Source organism: Nonomuraea sp. NPDC003709 (assembly GCF_040610775.1).
Taxonomy (GTDB): Bacteria; Actinomycetota; Actinomycetes; order Streptosporangiales; family Streptosporangiaceae; genus Nonomuraea; species Nonomuraea angiospora_A.
Map to the genome: position 1 here is coordinate 698,399 of NZ_JBEXMW010000002.1, position 15,271 is coordinate 713,669.

Below are 15,271 nucleotides of genomic sequence, written 5' to 3' on the forward strand. Positions count from 1 at the left end.
CCGTTCAGGCCGCGTTCCTGGCGCGCCGCCGCAGCGCGGCGATGATCCCCGCCGGGTCCACGTTCCCGTAGCCGTAGTCGTAGTCGAAGCCCACCTCGCTGCGGTCCTCGGCGGTGCGCCGTAGCAGCGCCCGCAGCTGGGTGGGCGACAGCCGGGTCGACGGCCACAGGGTGCGGACGGCGGCGACGAGCCCGGCGGCCACCGGCGTCGCCGCGGAGGTGCCCGAGTCGGGCTCGTCGTCGCCGAACGCCTTCGACCCGGAGAAGTGGGTGTAGGCGCAGAAGTCGGGCTTGCGGGCGGTCAGCCGCCCGGGGCCCTGCGAGGAGTAGCCCACGCGCTCCCCGTTGATGTCGACGCCGCCGACGGACAGGGCCTTCGGGTGGGAGTTGGCGCCGACGATGGGCCGGTTGGGGTAGACGCACCGGCCGTCGGGGCACTGGGTGCCGCAGTTGCCCGCCGCGAACAGCACGTCCGCGCCCGCCTGGTCGAGCTCGGCCACCATCAGGTTGAACGGGTGGGCGGCGTTGTCGGAGTAGTTGCCCGGATGCCCGACGGGGAAGTCCCACTCGGGGGAGAAGGAGCCCCACGAGTTGCTCACCACCAGCGCCCTGGTCTCGGCGGGCTGGGCGGCGAGCACGCTGCGCAGGTGCGCGAACGCCGACACCGCGTCCGACAGCAGCCCGTCCAGCGCCGAGCCGCCGGGCCGGGTGGACAGCAGGACCGGGATGTCGATCAGCGACGCCTGGGGAGCGGCGATGAGCGTGTCGAACGCGCACATCGTCCCGTGATCGACCTCGAACTCGCCCGCCTTGCCCGACACGCCCTGCGGGCTCCAGGACCGCTCGGCGTCCAGCGTGACGCCCCTGCCGAGCTGCCTGGCGGTGTGGGCCGCGTTGATCCCGGTGTCGAGCACGGCCAGCGCCACCCCGTTGCCGTCGAGGCCCTCGGCGCTCAGGCCCGGCACGTTCAGCAGCCGCTCCACGTCGTGCCAGGTGCCGACCGGCGGGTCGCCCCCGCACGTGCGCGTGGTCGTGATCACCGGGTCGGCGTAGACGCCGACCACGTCGGGCCGCAGCGCGGGCAGCAGCGTGACCCTGGAGGCCAGCTCGTCGTCCGAGATGGTGCCGCGCACCAGCACGGAGGCGTCCTCGGCGGCCAGCGAGAAGTCGAGCGGCTGGTTGAGCGAGAGGGGGTCGCCCCCGGCGATCGGGACGGGCCGCGCGACCGCCACGGGGACGTACGCGGTGTCGAGCTCGACCCCGGGCAGCCCGTCGGCCACGTCGGCCGTGGTGGCGCTCTGATCCGGGTCGGCGACGGCCGCGACCAGATCGGGGGAGGGGCGGAGCTGGATCAGGACCCGCATGTGTCACCACCGAATCTCGTGGAGGGAATGAACTCCCCAAGATTCCTCCATTCATCGCCCCGGCGTCCAGCGCCTTTCAAGGGTTTGACCTGCGCAAATACCCTAATTAGTGCGAACCGGATGACATTTCTTCCGGGGCGTCAGGCTTCCGTGTTCCCGGTCTGTTCACTACGGTGTCGAATCATGACGCTCCAGGCGCAGATGCCGGTCGACGACGGAGAAAAAGCTCACTGGCTGGCGGTGCGGCCGAGGCTCGTCCTCGCCAGCGCCTTCATGCTGTTCCTCGAGCTGGCGCTGATCCGGTGGACCGGGTCCAACATCGTCCACCTCAGCTATTTCACCAACTTCGTGCTGCTCGGCTCGTTCCTGGGCATCGGGCTCGGCTTCCTGCGCGTGGGGCGGTCGCGGCGGCAGCCGTACTACTCGCCCGTCGTGCTGGCCGTCCTGGTCGCCGTCGTCCTGACGTTCCCCGTGACCGTCGACAGGAACACCGAGGGCGTCCTGTACTGGACGAGCCTGTCCACCAGCGGCCCGCCCGCGTGGCTGATCCTGCCGGTGATCTTCGCCGCCGCCGCGCTGGTGCTCATGGGCCCCGCCGAGCTCGTCGGGCGCTGTTTCCCCGAGCTGCCGCGCCTGGAGGCCTACCGCTACGACCTGATCGGCAGCCTCAGCGGGATCGCCGCGTTCACGGCGCTGTCGTTCCTGAGCGCGCCGCCGGTGTTCTGGGGGCTGGTCGCGGCCATCTGCTACGGGCTGCTGCTCATGCCCCGGCCGCGCTCGCTCTACCTCGGCCTGGTGACCGTGCCCTCACTGGCCGTGGTGGGGCTGCTGCTGATGGAGACGCTGACCGCCGGGGCCATCTGGTCGCCGTACTACAAGGTGACCGCGCGCCAGCTCACCCAGCTCGGCGTGCCCGTCACCGACATCTCCGTGAACGGCATCCCGCACCAGCAGGCCGTGCCCGCCGCCGCCCGGCTGCAGTGGGAGGCCCAGTACGGCCTGCCGTACGAGCGGACCAGCAAGCCGCCCAAGGACGTGCTCATCGTCGGCGCGGGCAGCGGCACCGACGTGGCCATCGCGCTGTCCAAGGGCGCCAATCGGGTGGACGCCGTGGAGATCGACCCCAAGCTGCGCGAGCTGGGCGGCTCGGTCCACCCCGACAAGCCGTACGACGACCCGCGCGTCACCACCCACATCACCGACGGGCGGGCCTTCCTCGAGCGCACCGGCGACAAGTACGACCTGATCCTCTTCGCCCTGCCCGACTCGCTCACCCTCGTCTCCGGGGCGAGCTCGCTGCGCCTGGAGAGCTACCTGTTCACCGAGGAGGCCATGAAGGCCGCCCGCGCCCACCTCAAGCCGGGCGGCACCTTCTCGATGTACAACTACTACCGGGAGAGCTGGCTGGTCGACCGCCTCGCCTCCACCATGCAGAGCGCCTTCGGCCACAAGCCGTGCGTCGACGTCGTCAGCACCGCCGGCCAGCAGGCCGTCATCACGGCGGGCGTGACGGCCGACGCGCAGCGCTGCGCGTCGGAGTGGCCCGGCGCCGCCCCCGGCACCCCGCAGCCAGCCAACGACGACCGGCCGTTCCTCTACCTCAAGGACGCCACGATCCCACCGATCTACATCATCACGCTCGGCCTGATCCTCATCGTCAGCCTCTTCGCCGTCCGCGTCGTCGCCGGGCCCTACGAGCGGATGCGGCCGTACGCGGACCTGTTCCTGCTCGGCGTGGCGTTCATGCTGCTGGAGACGAAGAGCGTGACCGGGTTCGCGCTGCTGTTCGGCACCACGTGGGTGGTCAACGCGATCGTCTTCGCCGGCGTCCTGGTCGCGGTCCTCGCCGCCGTCGAGGTCACCCGCCACTTCCGCACCCCGCCGCTGCCCGTCATGTACGGCGTGCTGCTCGCGGGACTGCTGCTGTCCTGGCTGGTGCCGAACTCGTGGCTGCTGTCCCTGCCGGTGCCCCTGCGCGCGGTGGCGGCCGTGGTGGTGGCGTTCCTGCCGATCTTCGCCGCGAACGTCGTCTTCGCCAAGCGCTTCGCCGAGACGGCCGACGCGACCACTTCCTTCGGCGCGAACCTGCTGGGGGCCATGGTGGGCGGCTGCCTGGAGTACGCGGCGCTGGTGATCGGGTACAAGGGGCTGCTGATCGTGGCGGCGGTGCTCTACATCGGGGCGATGGTGCTGCTGCCCCGGAAGTCGGTCACCGCCTGACGGCCGGGGCGGCGGGGGGATTCCCCGCCGCCGGTGCCGTGGTTACAGGCCGCAGAGCTCGTCGAGGGACTTGGCGCCCTTCTGGGTGTTCCTGGTCGGCGTCTGCGTGGGCGCCGCCGCCTGGCGCGTACGGGTCGGCGTGGCCGAGGACGTGACGCTCGGGGACGCGCTCACGTTGGCCGTCTGGGCCTGACGGGCGGGCCGGCCGGAGTCGGCGATCGCCTTCCTGGAGGCCACGCGGATCTTCGCCCAGTCGGGCGAGCCCGGCCAGAACTCCGGCGGAACGAACTGCATGCTCGTGATCCGGGCGTCCTTGACCTTGACCGCCAGCTGCACCAGCGGCTGCAGCAGGTGCTCCGGGATGTTGGTCTGGGCCAGCCGCTTGGCCGCGCCGGCGATCTTGGTGAAGTTGGCGAGGATCACGGTGGGTGTGGCCTGCTGGGCAAAGGCGCCGATGACGCAGCGCTGGCGGGCCATGCGGGAGAAGTCGTCGCTGTTGACCCGGGAGCGGCCGTACCAGAGGGCCTGCTCGCCCGTCAGTTTCCGGTAGCCGGCTTTGATGGTGCCCGCCGTGCCGAAGTGGCCGCCCCACTTGACGTCCTGCTCGACCCGGATCTTGAGGCCGCCGATGGCGTCCACGAGGTCCGCGAAGCCGAACATGTTCATCAGCATGTAGTAGTCGATCTTGAGGCCCAGCGTGTAGCCGATGGCGTCCATCAGCGCCCGGGGGCCCTTGTTCTTGCCGCCCATGAGCTGCGGGTTCTCGTTGGCGTACTGCCAGACCTCGTTGAGCAGGCCGCCGTTGGAGAGTTCGGCCATGTAGCCGTTCGGGAACTGCTTGTGCAGCGGCGAGTTCGGCGGGAAGCGCACGTGCTGCAGGTTGCGCGGCAGGCTGAACAGGACGGTGTTGCCCGTCTTGAGGTCGATGCTGGCCACGTTCATGCTGTCGGTGCGCACGCCGGTGCGGTTGCCGGCCGCGTCGCCGCCGATCAGCAGGAAGTTCACGCGGTCCTTGCCGCCCCACGGGTCCTCGCCCTCCTTGACCGGGGCGGGGACGTCGGGGTCGGGTGTCGAGGGGAAGATCTGCTTGATCGCTTCCCGCGCGGTCAGCACGTAGTTGGCGGTCAGGGCGAACGGCGACATCACCGCCACGCACAGCACCCCGACCACAATGCCGGTCAGCACCTGGCCCTGCTGGTTGAGGCGGTTGGGCCCGAGCGCGACGTACGAGGTCACCAGTACGGCGAACCACAGCAGCGCGAGGACCGAGGCCACCACGACCACGGTGATCATCATCCCGTCGCCGACGAACGCGGTGAGGTTCTGCAGGTTCCGGGTCAGCCCGTAAGCCAGGGCCGCCAGGAGCATCACCGCGTACACGCTGAGGAGGATCAGCCCGGTACGGCGGCGCCCGGCGCGCAGATGTGCGGCGCCGGGCGCGATGGCGGACAAAGCGGTCCACCCGAGTACGGATCCGGTCGTCAGGGGCTTGGCGAAGCGAGGGGAGGAGGAGCCAGGGCGCGGACGGCGAACGGGTCGCCGTTTCTTGTTGCCCCCTGGCACGGTTTCTGCCCCATCGCGATTGCTCACACCCGGCTCCTTACACGCCTACCAGGCAAAACTGTCGTTGCCCCCCGTTGGGCACAAGATTGCCAGGATTCTAGTCCCCATATCTGGACATCAGAGACATGTGCCCAAGCTGAGATGAACACTACGTGCACGATGGGCCGCGTTTATGGGGTTTTGGGTAGGTCGTAACTTTTTTCAGGAGACGGTCGAGGACGGCGCCATCCAGGTGTTGCACTGGTACGTCTTGTCCCGCTCCCAGCCCTGCCGGAACCACCGGTTGTTGTTGGCGGGCGTGCCGTGGTCGCGCGGCCACCCCGGATAGTCGCCCACCTGGGCGTAGAACGAGAACAGGCGGCCACGCAGGGACGTGCTCACCGGGTACGTCGCCGCCACCGACCGCATCCACATGGCGCCGAAGCAGGTCGCCTGCAGCTCGAGCCGCCTGCTGAGCGCCAGCTTGCCGCTCTGGCCGGAGGAGTCGAGGGTGGCGCGCCACCAGGAGTCCATCAGGCCGGTGATGTTCTGGATGTGGTGGCCGTACTCGTGCGCCATCATGCTGATGATGCCGCCGTGCCACTGGATGATCTGGCCGTACCCGCGGGCGTTGCCGTTGCCCCGGGACATGGCCGAGGTGGAGGCGTAGATCGTGTTGTTGCGCGGGCAGTAGTACGGCACCATGCTCCCGGCCGACGGATAGTCGCCGCACGCGCCCCGGCCCCGCTTGGCGGCGATGGCGTAGTTGGGCGCGCTGAACTGGATGCCCTGCTTCTCCAGGATCGGCCCCCATGCCTGGTCCATGCACTTGCCGGTCTTCAGGATCAGCGCCTTGAGCTGACTGTGGTTGAAGATGTTGGCGCTCCCGCCGGAGCAGCTCAGCCTGGGCAGCGAGCCCGCCCGGTACATGGTGTTGCTCTTCAGGCTCGTGTTCAGCGTCACCTTGGGAGGCTGCGTCGGGGTCGTCTCCGGCTCCTCGGTCTCCTCCTGGGTGGGCTGCTGCGTCGGCGAGTCGGACTCCGCCGGGGTCGGCTGCCGCGTGCGGGTCGGGAACGGGTCGCCGGTGGCGCGCTCCGAAGGCTCGTACGTCGGGATCGCGACCGGTGTCGTCGTCTCCGACCTCGACGCGCTCTTGAACAGCGCCGACGCGATGACGATCAGCACGAACAGCGCGGCGATCCCCCCGAGCACGCCGCCGATCACGCCGAAGACGCCCATGCCGGACTTCCTGCGCTGCGGCGGCCCCCACTGCGCCGGCGGCAAAGGGGGCGGCGGGGGTGGCGGCGGAGGCGGGGGCGGCGGTTGCCGGTATTGCTGCTGCTGCCCGTAGGGTGGCGGCGGTGGCGGGTACTGCGGGCCGCCCTGGGGATAGGCCTGCTGCGGGTAAGCGGGCCCCTGAGGGTGGGGCGGCGCCTGCTGGTACGGGTTCCCCTGCGGAGGCGGTCCCGGGGGCGGGGGAGGCGGTGGGGGAGGCGGCGGAGGCGTCGGGTACGGCTGCTGGCTCGGCGGCTGCGGCTGGCGGTAGTTCGGCGGCGGCCACGGCAATGAGGGAGGCCTCTGTGGCTGCCCTGGCCCCTGTGGCGGGGGTGGATAATGCCCGTTCCCTGTCACCGTGTCTCCCCGTTCGCCCGGTTGTCTGGAATCGATGGCTTTGCGCCGCGACTTGCCGGACCCTTGCCAAATTTGGGGCAAAAGCATACTCATTTCTCACCCGTCACGGATGTAGCAGTGATCGGTTACGGTCCGAAATCATTCGAGGTGATCTCGGTTATCTCCCGGTCCGCGCGGCGGGCGTTGCCCTAGCTTCTTTGGCATGAATCTCCAGCAGCTCCGCTATGTGGTCGCGACTGCGGAGCACCGCACCATGACCGACGCGGCAAGATCGCTTTACATCGCGCAGCCTGCGCTGTCCCGCGCGATCCGCGATCTGGAGCGGGAGCTCGGTATGACGCTCTTCGCTCGTTCAGGCCGTGGCGTGGTCGTCACCGCGCAGGGCCGTCGCGTGGTCAAGCTGGCGAGGGAGGCACTCGATGCCGTTCACGAGATCGAGGGCCTGGCCAACCACAGCGGCGTCACGGAAGCGGAGCTCCGCATCGCGTCCACGCCCAGCCTCGAACCCGGCCTGGCCGGGCGGCTGCTCCCGGCTTATGCGGCCGAGCATCCGGGAGTACGCGTGCACATCGTTCGCTGCGACGGCAGAGACGGCGTCGTCAGCGCCATCAGAGATCAGCGGGCCGACCTCGGGCTCACCGATCTCCCGGTCCCCACGGACCTGATCACCCATCCGCTCGAGCGCCAGGAGATCGTGCTGATCTCCCCGCCCGGGCTCGACCTGCCCAACCCGGTGCCAATGGGCAAGCTGCACGGCATGCGCCTGGCGCTGCCGGCCCGCGGCAGCGTGCGGCGCAGGGAGCTGGACGCGATGTTCGGCAAGTACTCGGTGAGCCCCGTGGTCGTGCTCGAAACCGACGAGCGCAACGGCTGGCTCAACGCGGTACGCGCGGGCCAGGCGTCGTTGCTCTGGTACCGCGGCCTGGCGGAACAGGCCAGTCGCGCGGGCCTGATCGTGCGCTCGCTCGAACCCGCCGTGCGGCGCGTCATCGCCGTCGTGCACGCCCGCCGCCGCCTGCCGCTGATCGCCCAGGACTTCCTGTCCACGGCGGAAAAGGGGACAGCGGCCTGACCCGATTAGGAACGATCCATGCTCATGGCCTCCACTCCATGGAGGCGGGGTTCGGTCGCTGGGGAGCCGCCGCCTTCCCTCGTCGCTCCAGTCGCTGCGCTCCCTGCGCTCCTCAGTCCAGGCGGCGGCGCTCCCTCACCCGCACCCCCTAGCGGGAGACCGGCAACCGCACCACGGCCCGCAGTCCAGGCGCGGCGTCCTCCAGGACGACCGTGCCGCCGTGCGCACGCACGGTCTCGCGTACGATCGCCAGCCCCAGCCCGGCGCCGCCCTCATCACGGCTGCGCCCGGAGTCCAGCCTGGTGAACCGGTTGAAGACGCGCTCGCGATCCTGCTCAGGGATGCCGGGCCCGTCGTCGGTCACCGTCAGCACTCCGTCCGCGGTCAAGGCCACCTCGACCTTGGAAGAGGTGTGGCGTACCGCGTTGTCCATCAGGTTCGTCAGCACCCGGCTCAGGTCGAGGGCGTCTCCGCGCACCACGACCGGGTCGCACACCGTCAAGCGCGCCTCGGCGTACCTGTCGACGGTCTGGCGGACCACCTCGTCCAGCTCGACGGGTTCCCGCCTGGCGGGCACGCCGCCGCGCTCGTCCAGCCTGGCCAGCGCCAGCAGGTCCTCGGCCAGCCTGGACAGCCGCATCGTGTCCTCCAGGACGCCCTCGGCGGTCTCCCGCCAGTCCTGACCCTCCGGATGTCCCAGCGCGACCTCGAGCTGCAGCCTGATGCTGGCCAGCGGGCTGCGCAGCTCGTGCGCCGCGTCGGAGACCAGCGCCCGCTGGCGCTGCTCGGCCTCCTCCAGCCTGGCCAGCATGCCGTTGAGCGTGGTGGCCAGCGAGTACACCTCGTCACGCGACTGCGGCACCGGCAGCCGGCGCGACCTGGCCGTGTGCGTGATGTCCGCCGCGCCCCTGCGCAGGGCCGCGATCGGGCGCAGCGTGCGGCCGATCATGAGCCAGCTCGCCACCGCGAGCAGCACGATCAGCGCGGGCGTGCCCACCAGCAGCACCCGTCCGGCCGTGACCAGGCTGGTCTGGATCTCGCTGATGGGCCGGGCCGCGATGACGGTCTGCCCGCGGTCCGCACTGAGCACGATCACCCGCAGGAACCCGGGGACCGCGTACGGCCGCCCGTCCAGGAGCGTGGCCTGCCCCCGCTTGAGCACCTTGTCCCGGGCCTTGGCGTCCAGCAGCGGGACCAGCCGGTCGGTGCCGTACGTCACGTGCGTGATGCGCCCGCCGGCGTCGATGACCTGCACGATCGTGCCGTCGTGCGTGGTGATCGGGCTGGTCAGCGTCCCGGCGTCGGCCGCCACGCGCACGGCCTGCGCCGTCTGCCTGGTGGACTCGTCCACCGTGTCCATCAGCGCCCGTTCGAGCACGCTGACCAGCACTGACGCCGACACGGCCAGGGCGAGCGCGAGCACCGCGGCGGCCGCCACCGTGAGCCTGAACCGCAGCCCCTGCCGCCGCCACCAGACGAGCGGGGAGTCAGCCACCGTCGCCCGCCAGCCGGTAGCCCGCGCCGCGCACGGTCTGGAGCGCGTTCCTGCCGAACGGGGCGTCGATCTTGCGCCGCAGGTAGCCGACGTACACCTCGACCACGTTCGGGTCGGTGTCGAAGGTGTCCCAGACGTGCTCCAGGATCTCCGCCTTCGACACGACCTCGTCCCGCCGCCGGATCAGGTACTCCAGCAGCGCGAACTCCCTCGGCGTCAGCTCGATCGAGCTCCCGTCCCGCTCGACCCTGCGCCGGGCCGGGTCGAGCGACAGGTCGCCGGCCACCAGCACCGACGGCCGCCGCCCCGCGTCGCGCCGCAGCAGCGCCCGCAGCCTGGCCACCAGCACCACGTACGAGAACGGCTTGGTCAGGTAGTCGTCGGCGCCCAGGTCGAGCCCGTCGGCCATGTCGTATTCGCCGTCCTTGGCCGACAGCATGAGGATCGGCACCCAGTTCTCCTCCGCGCGCAGCTGCTTGCACACGTTGTAGCCCGAGAGCCGGGGCAGCATGATGTCGAGCACCACGATGTCGTAGTCACCCTGCCTGGCCGCGTGCAGGCCCTCCTCGCCGTCGTGGGCGAGGTCCACGGCGAACCCCTCAGCCTGGAGCCCCCGCTGGAGCGCGGCGGCCATCCGCCGCTCGTCCTCGACGACAAGTACTCTCATGTGGCAATTCTCCTGTTCCTGGCCTGAGACAACGCTGAGAAGGCTGAGAGCCGTCTCAGACAGTCTCAGGTCCGCCTAAGGATGCATCACGCAGGCTCTGAACATCGACATACCGTTAAGGAGTGAGATGCGCAGAGGCACGTTCGTGAGGTGGGGAGTCCCGATCGCGGCGGCGGCCGTGATCGGAGCCGCGATCGGCGCCGGCCCCGTCATAGCCGCGGTGAGCGGCGACCCCGTGCTGCCGGAGCGGTCGGCACAGCAGCTGCTGGCCGACGCCGTGGCGGCGACCGGCAAGGAAGGCGGCATCGCGCCGATGTCCGGCACGGTGCAGCAGACGGCCTCGCTCGGCCTGCCGGCGCTGCCGCAGACCGGCGAGGCGTCGCCGCTGAGCCTGCTGTCCGGTTCGCACGAGGTGAAGGTCTGGTACGGCGGCGACGACAAGGTCCGGGTGGCCCTGCCGACGCAGCTGAACGAGACCAACCTGATCGTGAACGGCGACACGGGCTGGTACTGGGAGAGCGCCACCAACACGGCCACCAAGCTGACCATCAAGGAGGAGGCCGGGCAGGACAAGCGCGCTCTGCCCACGCCGCGGCCGACCGACGTGACGCCGCAGCAGGTAGCCGAGCACCTGCTGGCCAACGTCGACCAGCACACGGCGGTCCGCGTGATCAACACCGCCCAGGTGGCGGGCCGGCCGGTCTACCAGCTCGTGCTGGCGCCCAAGGACGCGGGCTCGCTGGTCCAGGAGATCCGCATCGCGCTCGACGGCGAGACGTACGTCCCGCTGCAGGTGCAGGTCTACGCCAAGGGCTCGGCGGAGCCGGCGTTCCAGGTCGGGTTCACGCAGGTGACGTTCACGCCGCCGGCGGCCGAGAACTTCACCTTCACCCCGCCCGCGGGCGCCAAGGTGGAGGAGAAGACCCTCGGGGCCGGCATGGACCAGGACGTGGCGGCGGATCGCGCCGAGCACGCCAAGGACGTCGCGGAGCGGGCGAAGGTCGTGGGGCAGGGCTGGACGACCGTGGCGGTCGTGCCGTTCTCGCTGTCGGACCTGAAGACCGCGACGCCGTCGGACGGTCGCGAGGGACCCAGCCACGGTCAGGGCCCCGGCGGGGGCGCGGGTGCCGACCCGAGCGCGCTGATCGACAGCGTGCTGAAGTCCGCCACCCCGGTGAGCGGCACGTGGGGCTCCGGCAAGCTGATCAAGACCAAGCTCGTCACCGCCCTGCTGACCGACGACGGCCGCCTCCTGGTCGGCGCGGTCACCCCGGAGGAGATCACCAAGGCGGCGGGCACCAAGTGACCACCGTCACGCAGGAAGCAGGGGCGCCCTCCGGGGCGGCCCTGCCCCCGGGGGTGAACGCGGGGGAGTTCGCGATCGTCACGGAGGGCCTGACCAAGCGCTTCCGCGGCGGCCAGGTCGCCGTGGACACGCTGGACCTGGCCGTGCCGCGCGGCTCGGTGTTCGGCTTCCTGGGGCCGAACGGCTCGGGCAAGACCACCACGATCCGCATGCTGCTCGGCCTGGTCGCGCCGACGTCGGGTGGATACTCCGTGCTCGGCCTGCCCCAGGCCCAGGCCCTGCCCAAGGTGGGGGCGCTGGTCGAGGGGCCGGCCTTCTACCCGTACCTGTCGGGCGCGGCCAATCTGATGCGCTTCGACTCCGCCGACCCGACCGCGCCCCGCGCGAGCGCGAAGCGGCGCATCGCCGAGGCGCTCGACCGCGTGGGCCTGTCGGCCGCGGCGGCCAAGCGCTTCCGCAACTACTCGCTCGGCATGCGCCAGCGCCTGGCCATCGCCGCCGCCCTGCTGGGGCCGCGCGAGCTGCTCATCCTGGACGAGCCCACCAACGGGCTCGACCCGCAGGGCACGCGCGAGGTTCGCGCGCTGGTCAAGGAGATCGCAGCCGACGGCACCACGGTCTTCGTCTCCTCCCACCTGCTGGCGGAGGTGGAGCAGATGTGCACGCACGCCGCGATCATGCGTACCGGCAAGCTCGTGGCGCAGGGCACGATCGCCTCGCTGAACGGCGGGCTCGTGACGCGCGTCCGGGTGGAGACGCCGGACGTGGCGGACGCCGCGCGGGTGCTCGGCACGCTCGGCCTCGCCGACGTGCTGACCTCGGGCGGGGAGGTCACGGCGGAGCTCGGCGGCCACGCGCCGGAGCGCGTCAACGCCGCGCTGGTGGGGGAGGGCGTGGCCGTTCGCGGGCTGGCCGTGGTGCGGCCGAGCCTGGAGGACGTGTTCGTGGGACTGACAGGGGAGGGCTTCGATGTCGACGGCTGAGTCGACCGCTGAGACGGCGGGGACCCTGGGGTCCGCCGTCGGGACCACGGGGGCGGCGACCCAGGAGGAGCGCCGCACGCCCGGGCTGGTGCCCGTCGCGGAGTCCATGCGCACCACCGAACGCCGCCCGCCGGAGCCGTCCGCTTCCGCTCCCGCCCCCGTGGCGGGAAGGGCGTGGGCGTTCTGGCGGCTGCTCGGCTCCGAGCTGGGCCTGACGTTCCGCAGGCCGCGCAACCTGATGATGCTGGCCGTGCTCGGCGTCGTGCCGATCGTCATCGGCGTGGCGCTGCGGCTCGTGGCCTCCGAGGAGGGGATGGGCGGGCTCGTCCAGGACGTCGTGGGCAACAGCCTGATGCTGACGTTCGTGTCGTTCTCGTTCCTGGTGCTGCTGCTGATGCCGGTCGCCGTCAGCGTCGTGGCCGGCGACTCGATCGCGGGCGAGGCCGGCGCGGGGACCCTGCGCTACCTGCTGGCCGCCCCTGCGGGGCGCACCCGGCTGCTGCTGGTCAAATACCTCAACGCGGTCGTCTTCGCGTACGCGGTCACCGCTGTGGTGGCCCTGACGGCGCTGGTGACGGGCCTGATCCTCTTCCCGGCCGGGGACGTGACGCTGCTGTCCGGCAGCACGATCTCGATGGCCGACGGGCTGCTGCGCATCCTCATCGCCGTCGGGTACGTCGGCGCCGGGATGGCCGCCCTGGCCGCGGTCGCGGTGGCGCTGTCGACGTTCACCGAGGTGTCCATCGGGGCCATCGCGGCCACCATGGTGCTGGTCATCGTCTGCCAGGTGCTCCGGGCGATCCCCGAGCTGGGCTCGATCACGCCCTACCTGCTGCCGTCCAAGTTCACGAACTTCGACGCCGTGCTGCGCAGCCCGATCGACTTCGGGAGCCTGCGGGACGGGCTGCTGGCGTTCGGGGCGTACATCGTGCTGTTCGGCTCGATCGCCTGGGCGCGCTTCTCCGGCAAGGACATCACCTCCTGACAGCGGCAGCGCCCCGACGGCGGACGGCCGGGGCGCGGGACGCGGGGAACGTCAGGCGGCGGGACGGCGGCGCAGGCCGAGCGCGCCGATCACGACGCCGATGACGCCCACCACGAGGCCGGCGCCGCCGAGCAGGCGGGCGGTGCCGTCGGAGGCCGACGTGGCCGCCACCGGCGTCACCGAGGGAGCGGCGGCGGCCGGAGCGGCCGAGGGCGACGCGGACGCCGAGGCCATGCCGTGCTCGTCGCCCCCGCTCGCGGGGACCAGCTTGAGCGTCGGGGCGGGGTGCTCCGCCTCGGTCCCGTCCGTCTTGGGCGCGTCCGACCAGTCCACGACCTCACCCTTCGAGTAGGTCTGCTTCGTCGGGAACACCAGCGAGTCCGTGTCCTTGGGCAACTGCCCCATGGACACCTCGAACTCCTGGAACTCGCCCGGGTTGATCTTGCCGCCGGACCACACGATCTTGGTCACGGCCTCTTCGAGGTCGCCGTACTCGGTCTTGACCGGCTTGGGCAGCTTGCCCTGCGTGACCTTGACGTCCCAGCCCGGCAGGGGCTTGACCGACACGAAGGCCAGCGGATGGTCGACGGGGAAGGAGACCTCGATCTTGGTGGTCGAGGCGTCGTCGCGCTCGTTCGGCACCCGGAACGCGACCTTGGTGAATCCGCCCTGCTCGGCGGTGCCCGGCTGGATGGTGACGTGGGCCAGGGCCGGGATGGCGAGGCCGACGGTGAGGGCGGTGGCGGCGGCGAGCACGGTCGCCGCACGGCGTGCGAAGGACATGCGGGAACTCCACTTGGTGTACGGGGATGAACAAGGGGTGTCAGACGGTCAGGCGGGAAGTGGAGGACCACGCCTGGCAACGCTGTGCCGGAACTCCGGCTGGAGCGGGACGACCCTCGCCCGGACGATCGGCGCGGCGGGCCGCGCGAACGGCGGCACGGCGACCGCCGGGAGCAGTATGAGACGGCGGCCGACGAGGCGCAGCAGCGACCAGAGCACGACCTCGCCGCGCGCCAGCCACAGGCCCGTGATCAGCGTGGCCGTCACGTGCGTGAGCAGCATCCCGGTGTTGACCGCCAGGCCACCCTGGCCGTGGCCGTGCGCCGCGGCCCCCAGCTCGAACAGGCCGCGCACGGAGAAGTAGGCGGCGCCGTCGCCCGCGAACAGCTCGTGCAGCGCCAGCTGCGCCCCCACCAGCACGACGTTGATCGTCGCCGCGGAGCGCTCCTTGCCGCACAGCGCCAGCCCCAGCGCGGACACGCCCGCGAGCCCCAGTCCGGCGACCCACGGCGCGGGCGCCGAACCGCCGCCCAGCACGTGAGCGAAGGCGGCGAGAGCCACGCAGACGGCGGCGAAGGCGGCCGTCCGCGCGAGTCTGAGGGGAAGGTGCGCACGCATGGGTGTGCCCCATGCTCTCATGGGGCAGTGAGTCATGAGACCCGAAGTCCGAAGCCGCACAGTGGCTGGTCCAAAACGGGCATTTAGGGCTAGGGTCGTGCCGACCGCGTTGACATTGAGGTGAGAACGTTGCGGCACTTGGGTGGTTTCCTCATCGGGCTGGTGGTGACGGCGGCCGTGCTGGCGGGCGGTGGCTGGGCCGTCCAGCAGGCCGTCGGCAACGCCGCGGCGACACCACCGGACAATCAGAAGATGTGGATCGCGCTGGGCGCGATGGCCGCCGTCGGGCTGGTCGTCGGACTGGTGGTGGCGGGCCGGATCTCGCCCATGGCGACGTTCGTGCCGTCGCTGGTCCTGCTGGCCTGGACGGTCGTGTACGCACTCGACGTGAACAGGGCGATCTCCCTCATTCCGAGCGCCCCGTCGGTCAACCAGATCATCCTGGACGCCGGTCTCGGCGCCAAGACCCTGCTCACGTCCGGCGTGTTCGCCCTGCTCGGCGTGGCGCTGTTCATCCCCGTCCTGATGCCGTCGCGCTGGTCGCGCCAGTACGACGACGTCGACGAGGACTATGAGGCCACGCCGGAGGGCAGCTACTACTGAGT

The 15,271-nt window shown here is 71.0% G+C and carries 13 protein-coding genes; 6 read left to right on the top strand and 7 right to left on the bottom strand.

Annotation, left to right across the window (positions count from 1 at the left end; genetic code table 11):
* Positions 1 to 4 precede the first annotated feature (4 nt).
* Positions 5 to 1,363 (bottom strand): S8 family serine peptidase, encoded by a 1,359-nt coding sequence (locus tag ABZX61_RS07710; protein WP_355192397.1) that lies wholly within the window; start codon positions 1,361 to 1,363, stop codon positions 5 to 7.
* Positions 1,364 to 1,546: 183 nt separating this feature from the next.
* On the opposite strand from ABZX61_RS07710, the gene ABZX61_RS07715 reads away from it, so the two are divergent.
* Complete coding sequence (locus ABZX61_RS07715) at positions 1,547 to 3,583, top strand: spermidine synthase (RefSeq protein WP_355192399.1); 2,037 nt, start codon at positions 1,547 to 1,549, stop codon at positions 3,581 to 3,583.
* 42 nt (positions 3,584 to 3,625) lie between these two features.
* Here ABZX61_RS07715 and ABZX61_RS07720 read toward each other — a convergent pair whose 3' ends face one another.
* Both ABZX61_RS07720 and ABZX61_RS07725 read right to left on the bottom strand, forming a co-directional pair.
* Positions 3,626 to 5,035: an LCP family protein gene (locus ABZX61_RS07720; RefSeq protein WP_355192401.1), complete on the bottom strand. Its 1,410-nt coding sequence runs from the start codon at positions 5,033 to 5,035 to the stop codon at positions 3,626 to 3,628.
* Between the two features lie 312 nt (positions 5,036 to 5,347).
* Positions 5,348 to 6,364 carry a neutral zinc metallopeptidase gene (locus ABZX61_RS07725; RefSeq protein ID WP_355192403.1) on the bottom strand — a complete coding sequence of 339 codons (1,017 nt, stop codon included), beginning with the start codon at positions 6,362 to 6,364 and terminating at the stop codon, positions 5,348 to 5,350.
* A gap of 595 nt (positions 6,365 to 6,959) precedes the next feature.
* Between ABZX61_RS07725 and ABZX61_RS07730 the strand changes: the two genes are divergently transcribed.
* Positions 6,960 to 7,829: a LysR family transcriptional regulator gene (locus tag ABZX61_RS07730; RefSeq protein ID WP_350740771.1), complete on the top strand. Its 870-nt coding sequence runs from the start codon at positions 6,960 to 6,962 to the stop codon at positions 7,827 to 7,829.
* Between the two features lie 148 nt (positions 7,830 to 7,977).
* Here the strand turns inward: ABZX61_RS07730 and ABZX61_RS07735 are convergent, their stop codons facing one another.
* Positions 7,978 to 9,324 (bottom strand): ATP-binding protein, encoded by a 1,347-nt coding sequence (locus ABZX61_RS07735; RefSeq protein WP_350740773.1) that lies wholly within the window; start codon positions 9,322 to 9,324, stop codon positions 7,978 to 7,980.
* Positions 9,317 to 9,991: a response regulator transcription factor gene (locus tag ABZX61_RS07740; RefSeq protein WP_350740775.1), complete on the bottom strand. Its 675-nt coding sequence runs from the start codon at positions 9,989 to 9,991 to the stop codon at positions 9,317 to 9,319. Before ABZX61_RS07740 ends, ABZX61_RS07735 begins: the two co-directional genes overlap by 8 nt.
* A gap of 127 nt (positions 9,992 to 10,118) precedes the next feature.
* On the opposite strand from ABZX61_RS07740, the gene ABZX61_RS07745 reads away from it, so the two are divergent.
* Genes ABZX61_RS07745 through ABZX61_RS07755 form a run of 3 tightly spaced genes read left to right on the top strand, consistent with a single transcriptional unit; the run spans position 10,119 to position 13,265 of the window.
* The gene (locus ABZX61_RS07745; RefSeq protein WP_355192405.1) at positions 10,119 to 11,297 is read left to right on the top strand and encodes a DUF2092 domain-containing protein; all 1,179 of its coding nucleotides are present in this window, start codon (positions 10,119 to 10,121) and stop codon (positions 11,295 to 11,297) included.
* A complete protein-coding gene (locus ABZX61_RS07750) occupies positions 11,294 to 12,280 on the top strand; it encodes an ABC transporter ATP-binding protein (RefSeq protein WP_350740779.1) in 987 nt (328 codons plus the stop codon). The genes ABZX61_RS07745 and ABZX61_RS07750 overlap by 4 nt, the downstream gene beginning before the upstream one ends.
* Positions 12,267 to 13,265 carry an ABC transporter permease gene (locus tag ABZX61_RS07755; RefSeq protein WP_355192408.1) on the top strand — a complete coding sequence of 333 codons (999 nt, stop codon included), beginning with the start codon at positions 12,267 to 12,269 and terminating at the stop codon, positions 13,263 to 13,265. The genes ABZX61_RS07750 and ABZX61_RS07755 overlap by 14 nt, the downstream gene beginning before the upstream one ends.
* A 51-nt stretch (positions 13,266 to 13,316) precedes the next feature.
* Here ABZX61_RS07755 and ABZX61_RS07760 read toward each other — a convergent pair whose 3' ends face one another.
* Together ABZX61_RS07760 and ABZX61_RS07765 are read right to left on the bottom strand one after the other, a co-directional pair.
* Positions 13,317 to 14,048 carry a YcnI family protein gene (locus ABZX61_RS07760; protein ID WP_355192410.1) on the bottom strand — a complete coding sequence of 244 codons (732 nt, stop codon included), beginning with the start codon at positions 14,046 to 14,048 and terminating at the stop codon, positions 13,317 to 13,319.
* A gap of 48 nt (positions 14,049 to 14,096) precedes the next feature.
* Positions 14,097 to 14,666 carry an MFS transporter gene (locus tag ABZX61_RS07765; protein ID WP_355192412.1) on the bottom strand — a complete coding sequence of 190 codons (570 nt, stop codon included), beginning with the start codon at positions 14,664 to 14,666 and terminating at the stop codon, positions 14,097 to 14,099.
* A 120-nt stretch (positions 14,667 to 14,786) separates the two neighbouring features.
* Between ABZX61_RS07765 and ABZX61_RS07770 the strand changes: the two genes are divergently transcribed.
* A complete protein-coding gene (locus ABZX61_RS07770; RefSeq protein ID WP_350740787.1) occupies positions 14,787 to 15,269 on the top strand; it encodes a hypothetical protein in 483 nt (160 codons plus the stop codon).
* Positions 15,270 to 15,271 lie beyond the last annotated feature (2 nt).

What these genes read in the sequence shown, in the direction of transcription:
- ABZX61_RS07745 (WP_355192405.1), top strand. Translation starts at nt 10,119, where the DNA reads ATGCGCAGAGGCACGTTCGTGAGGTGGGGAGTCCCGATCGCGGCGGCG.
- ABZX61_RS07760 (WP_355192410.1), bottom strand. Translation starts at nt 14,048, where the DNA reads ATGTCCTTCGCACGCCGTGCGGCGACCGTGCTCGCCGCCGCCACCGCC.
- ABZX61_RS07710 (WP_355192397.1), bottom strand. Translation starts at nt 1,363, where the DNA reads ATGCGGGTCCTGATCCAGCTCCGCCCCTCCCCCGATCTGGTCGCGGCC.
- ABZX61_RS07740 (WP_350740775.1), bottom strand. Translation starts at nt 9,991, where the DNA reads ATGAGAGTACTTGTCGTCGAGGACGAGCGGCGGATGGCCGCCGCGCTC.
- ABZX61_RS07715 (WP_355192399.1), top strand. Translation starts at nt 1,547, where the DNA reads ATGACGCTCCAGGCGCAGATGCCGGTCGACGACGGAGAAAAAGCTCAC.
- ABZX61_RS07755 (WP_355192408.1), top strand. Translation starts at nt 12,267, where the DNA reads ATGTCGACGGCTGAGTCGACCGCTGAGACGGCGGGGACCCTGGGGTCC.
- ABZX61_RS07765 (WP_355192412.1), bottom strand. Translation starts at nt 14,666, where the DNA reads ATGCGTGCGCACCTTCCCCTCAGACTCGCGCGGACGGCCGCCTTCGCC.
- ABZX61_RS07725 (WP_355192403.1), bottom strand. Translation starts at nt 6,364, where the DNA reads ATGGGCGTCTTCGGCGTGATCGGCGGCGTGCTCGGGGGGATCGCCGCG.
- ABZX61_RS07730 (WP_350740771.1), top strand. Translation starts at nt 6,960, where the DNA reads ATGAATCTCCAGCAGCTCCGCTATGTGGTCGCGACTGCGGAGCACCGC.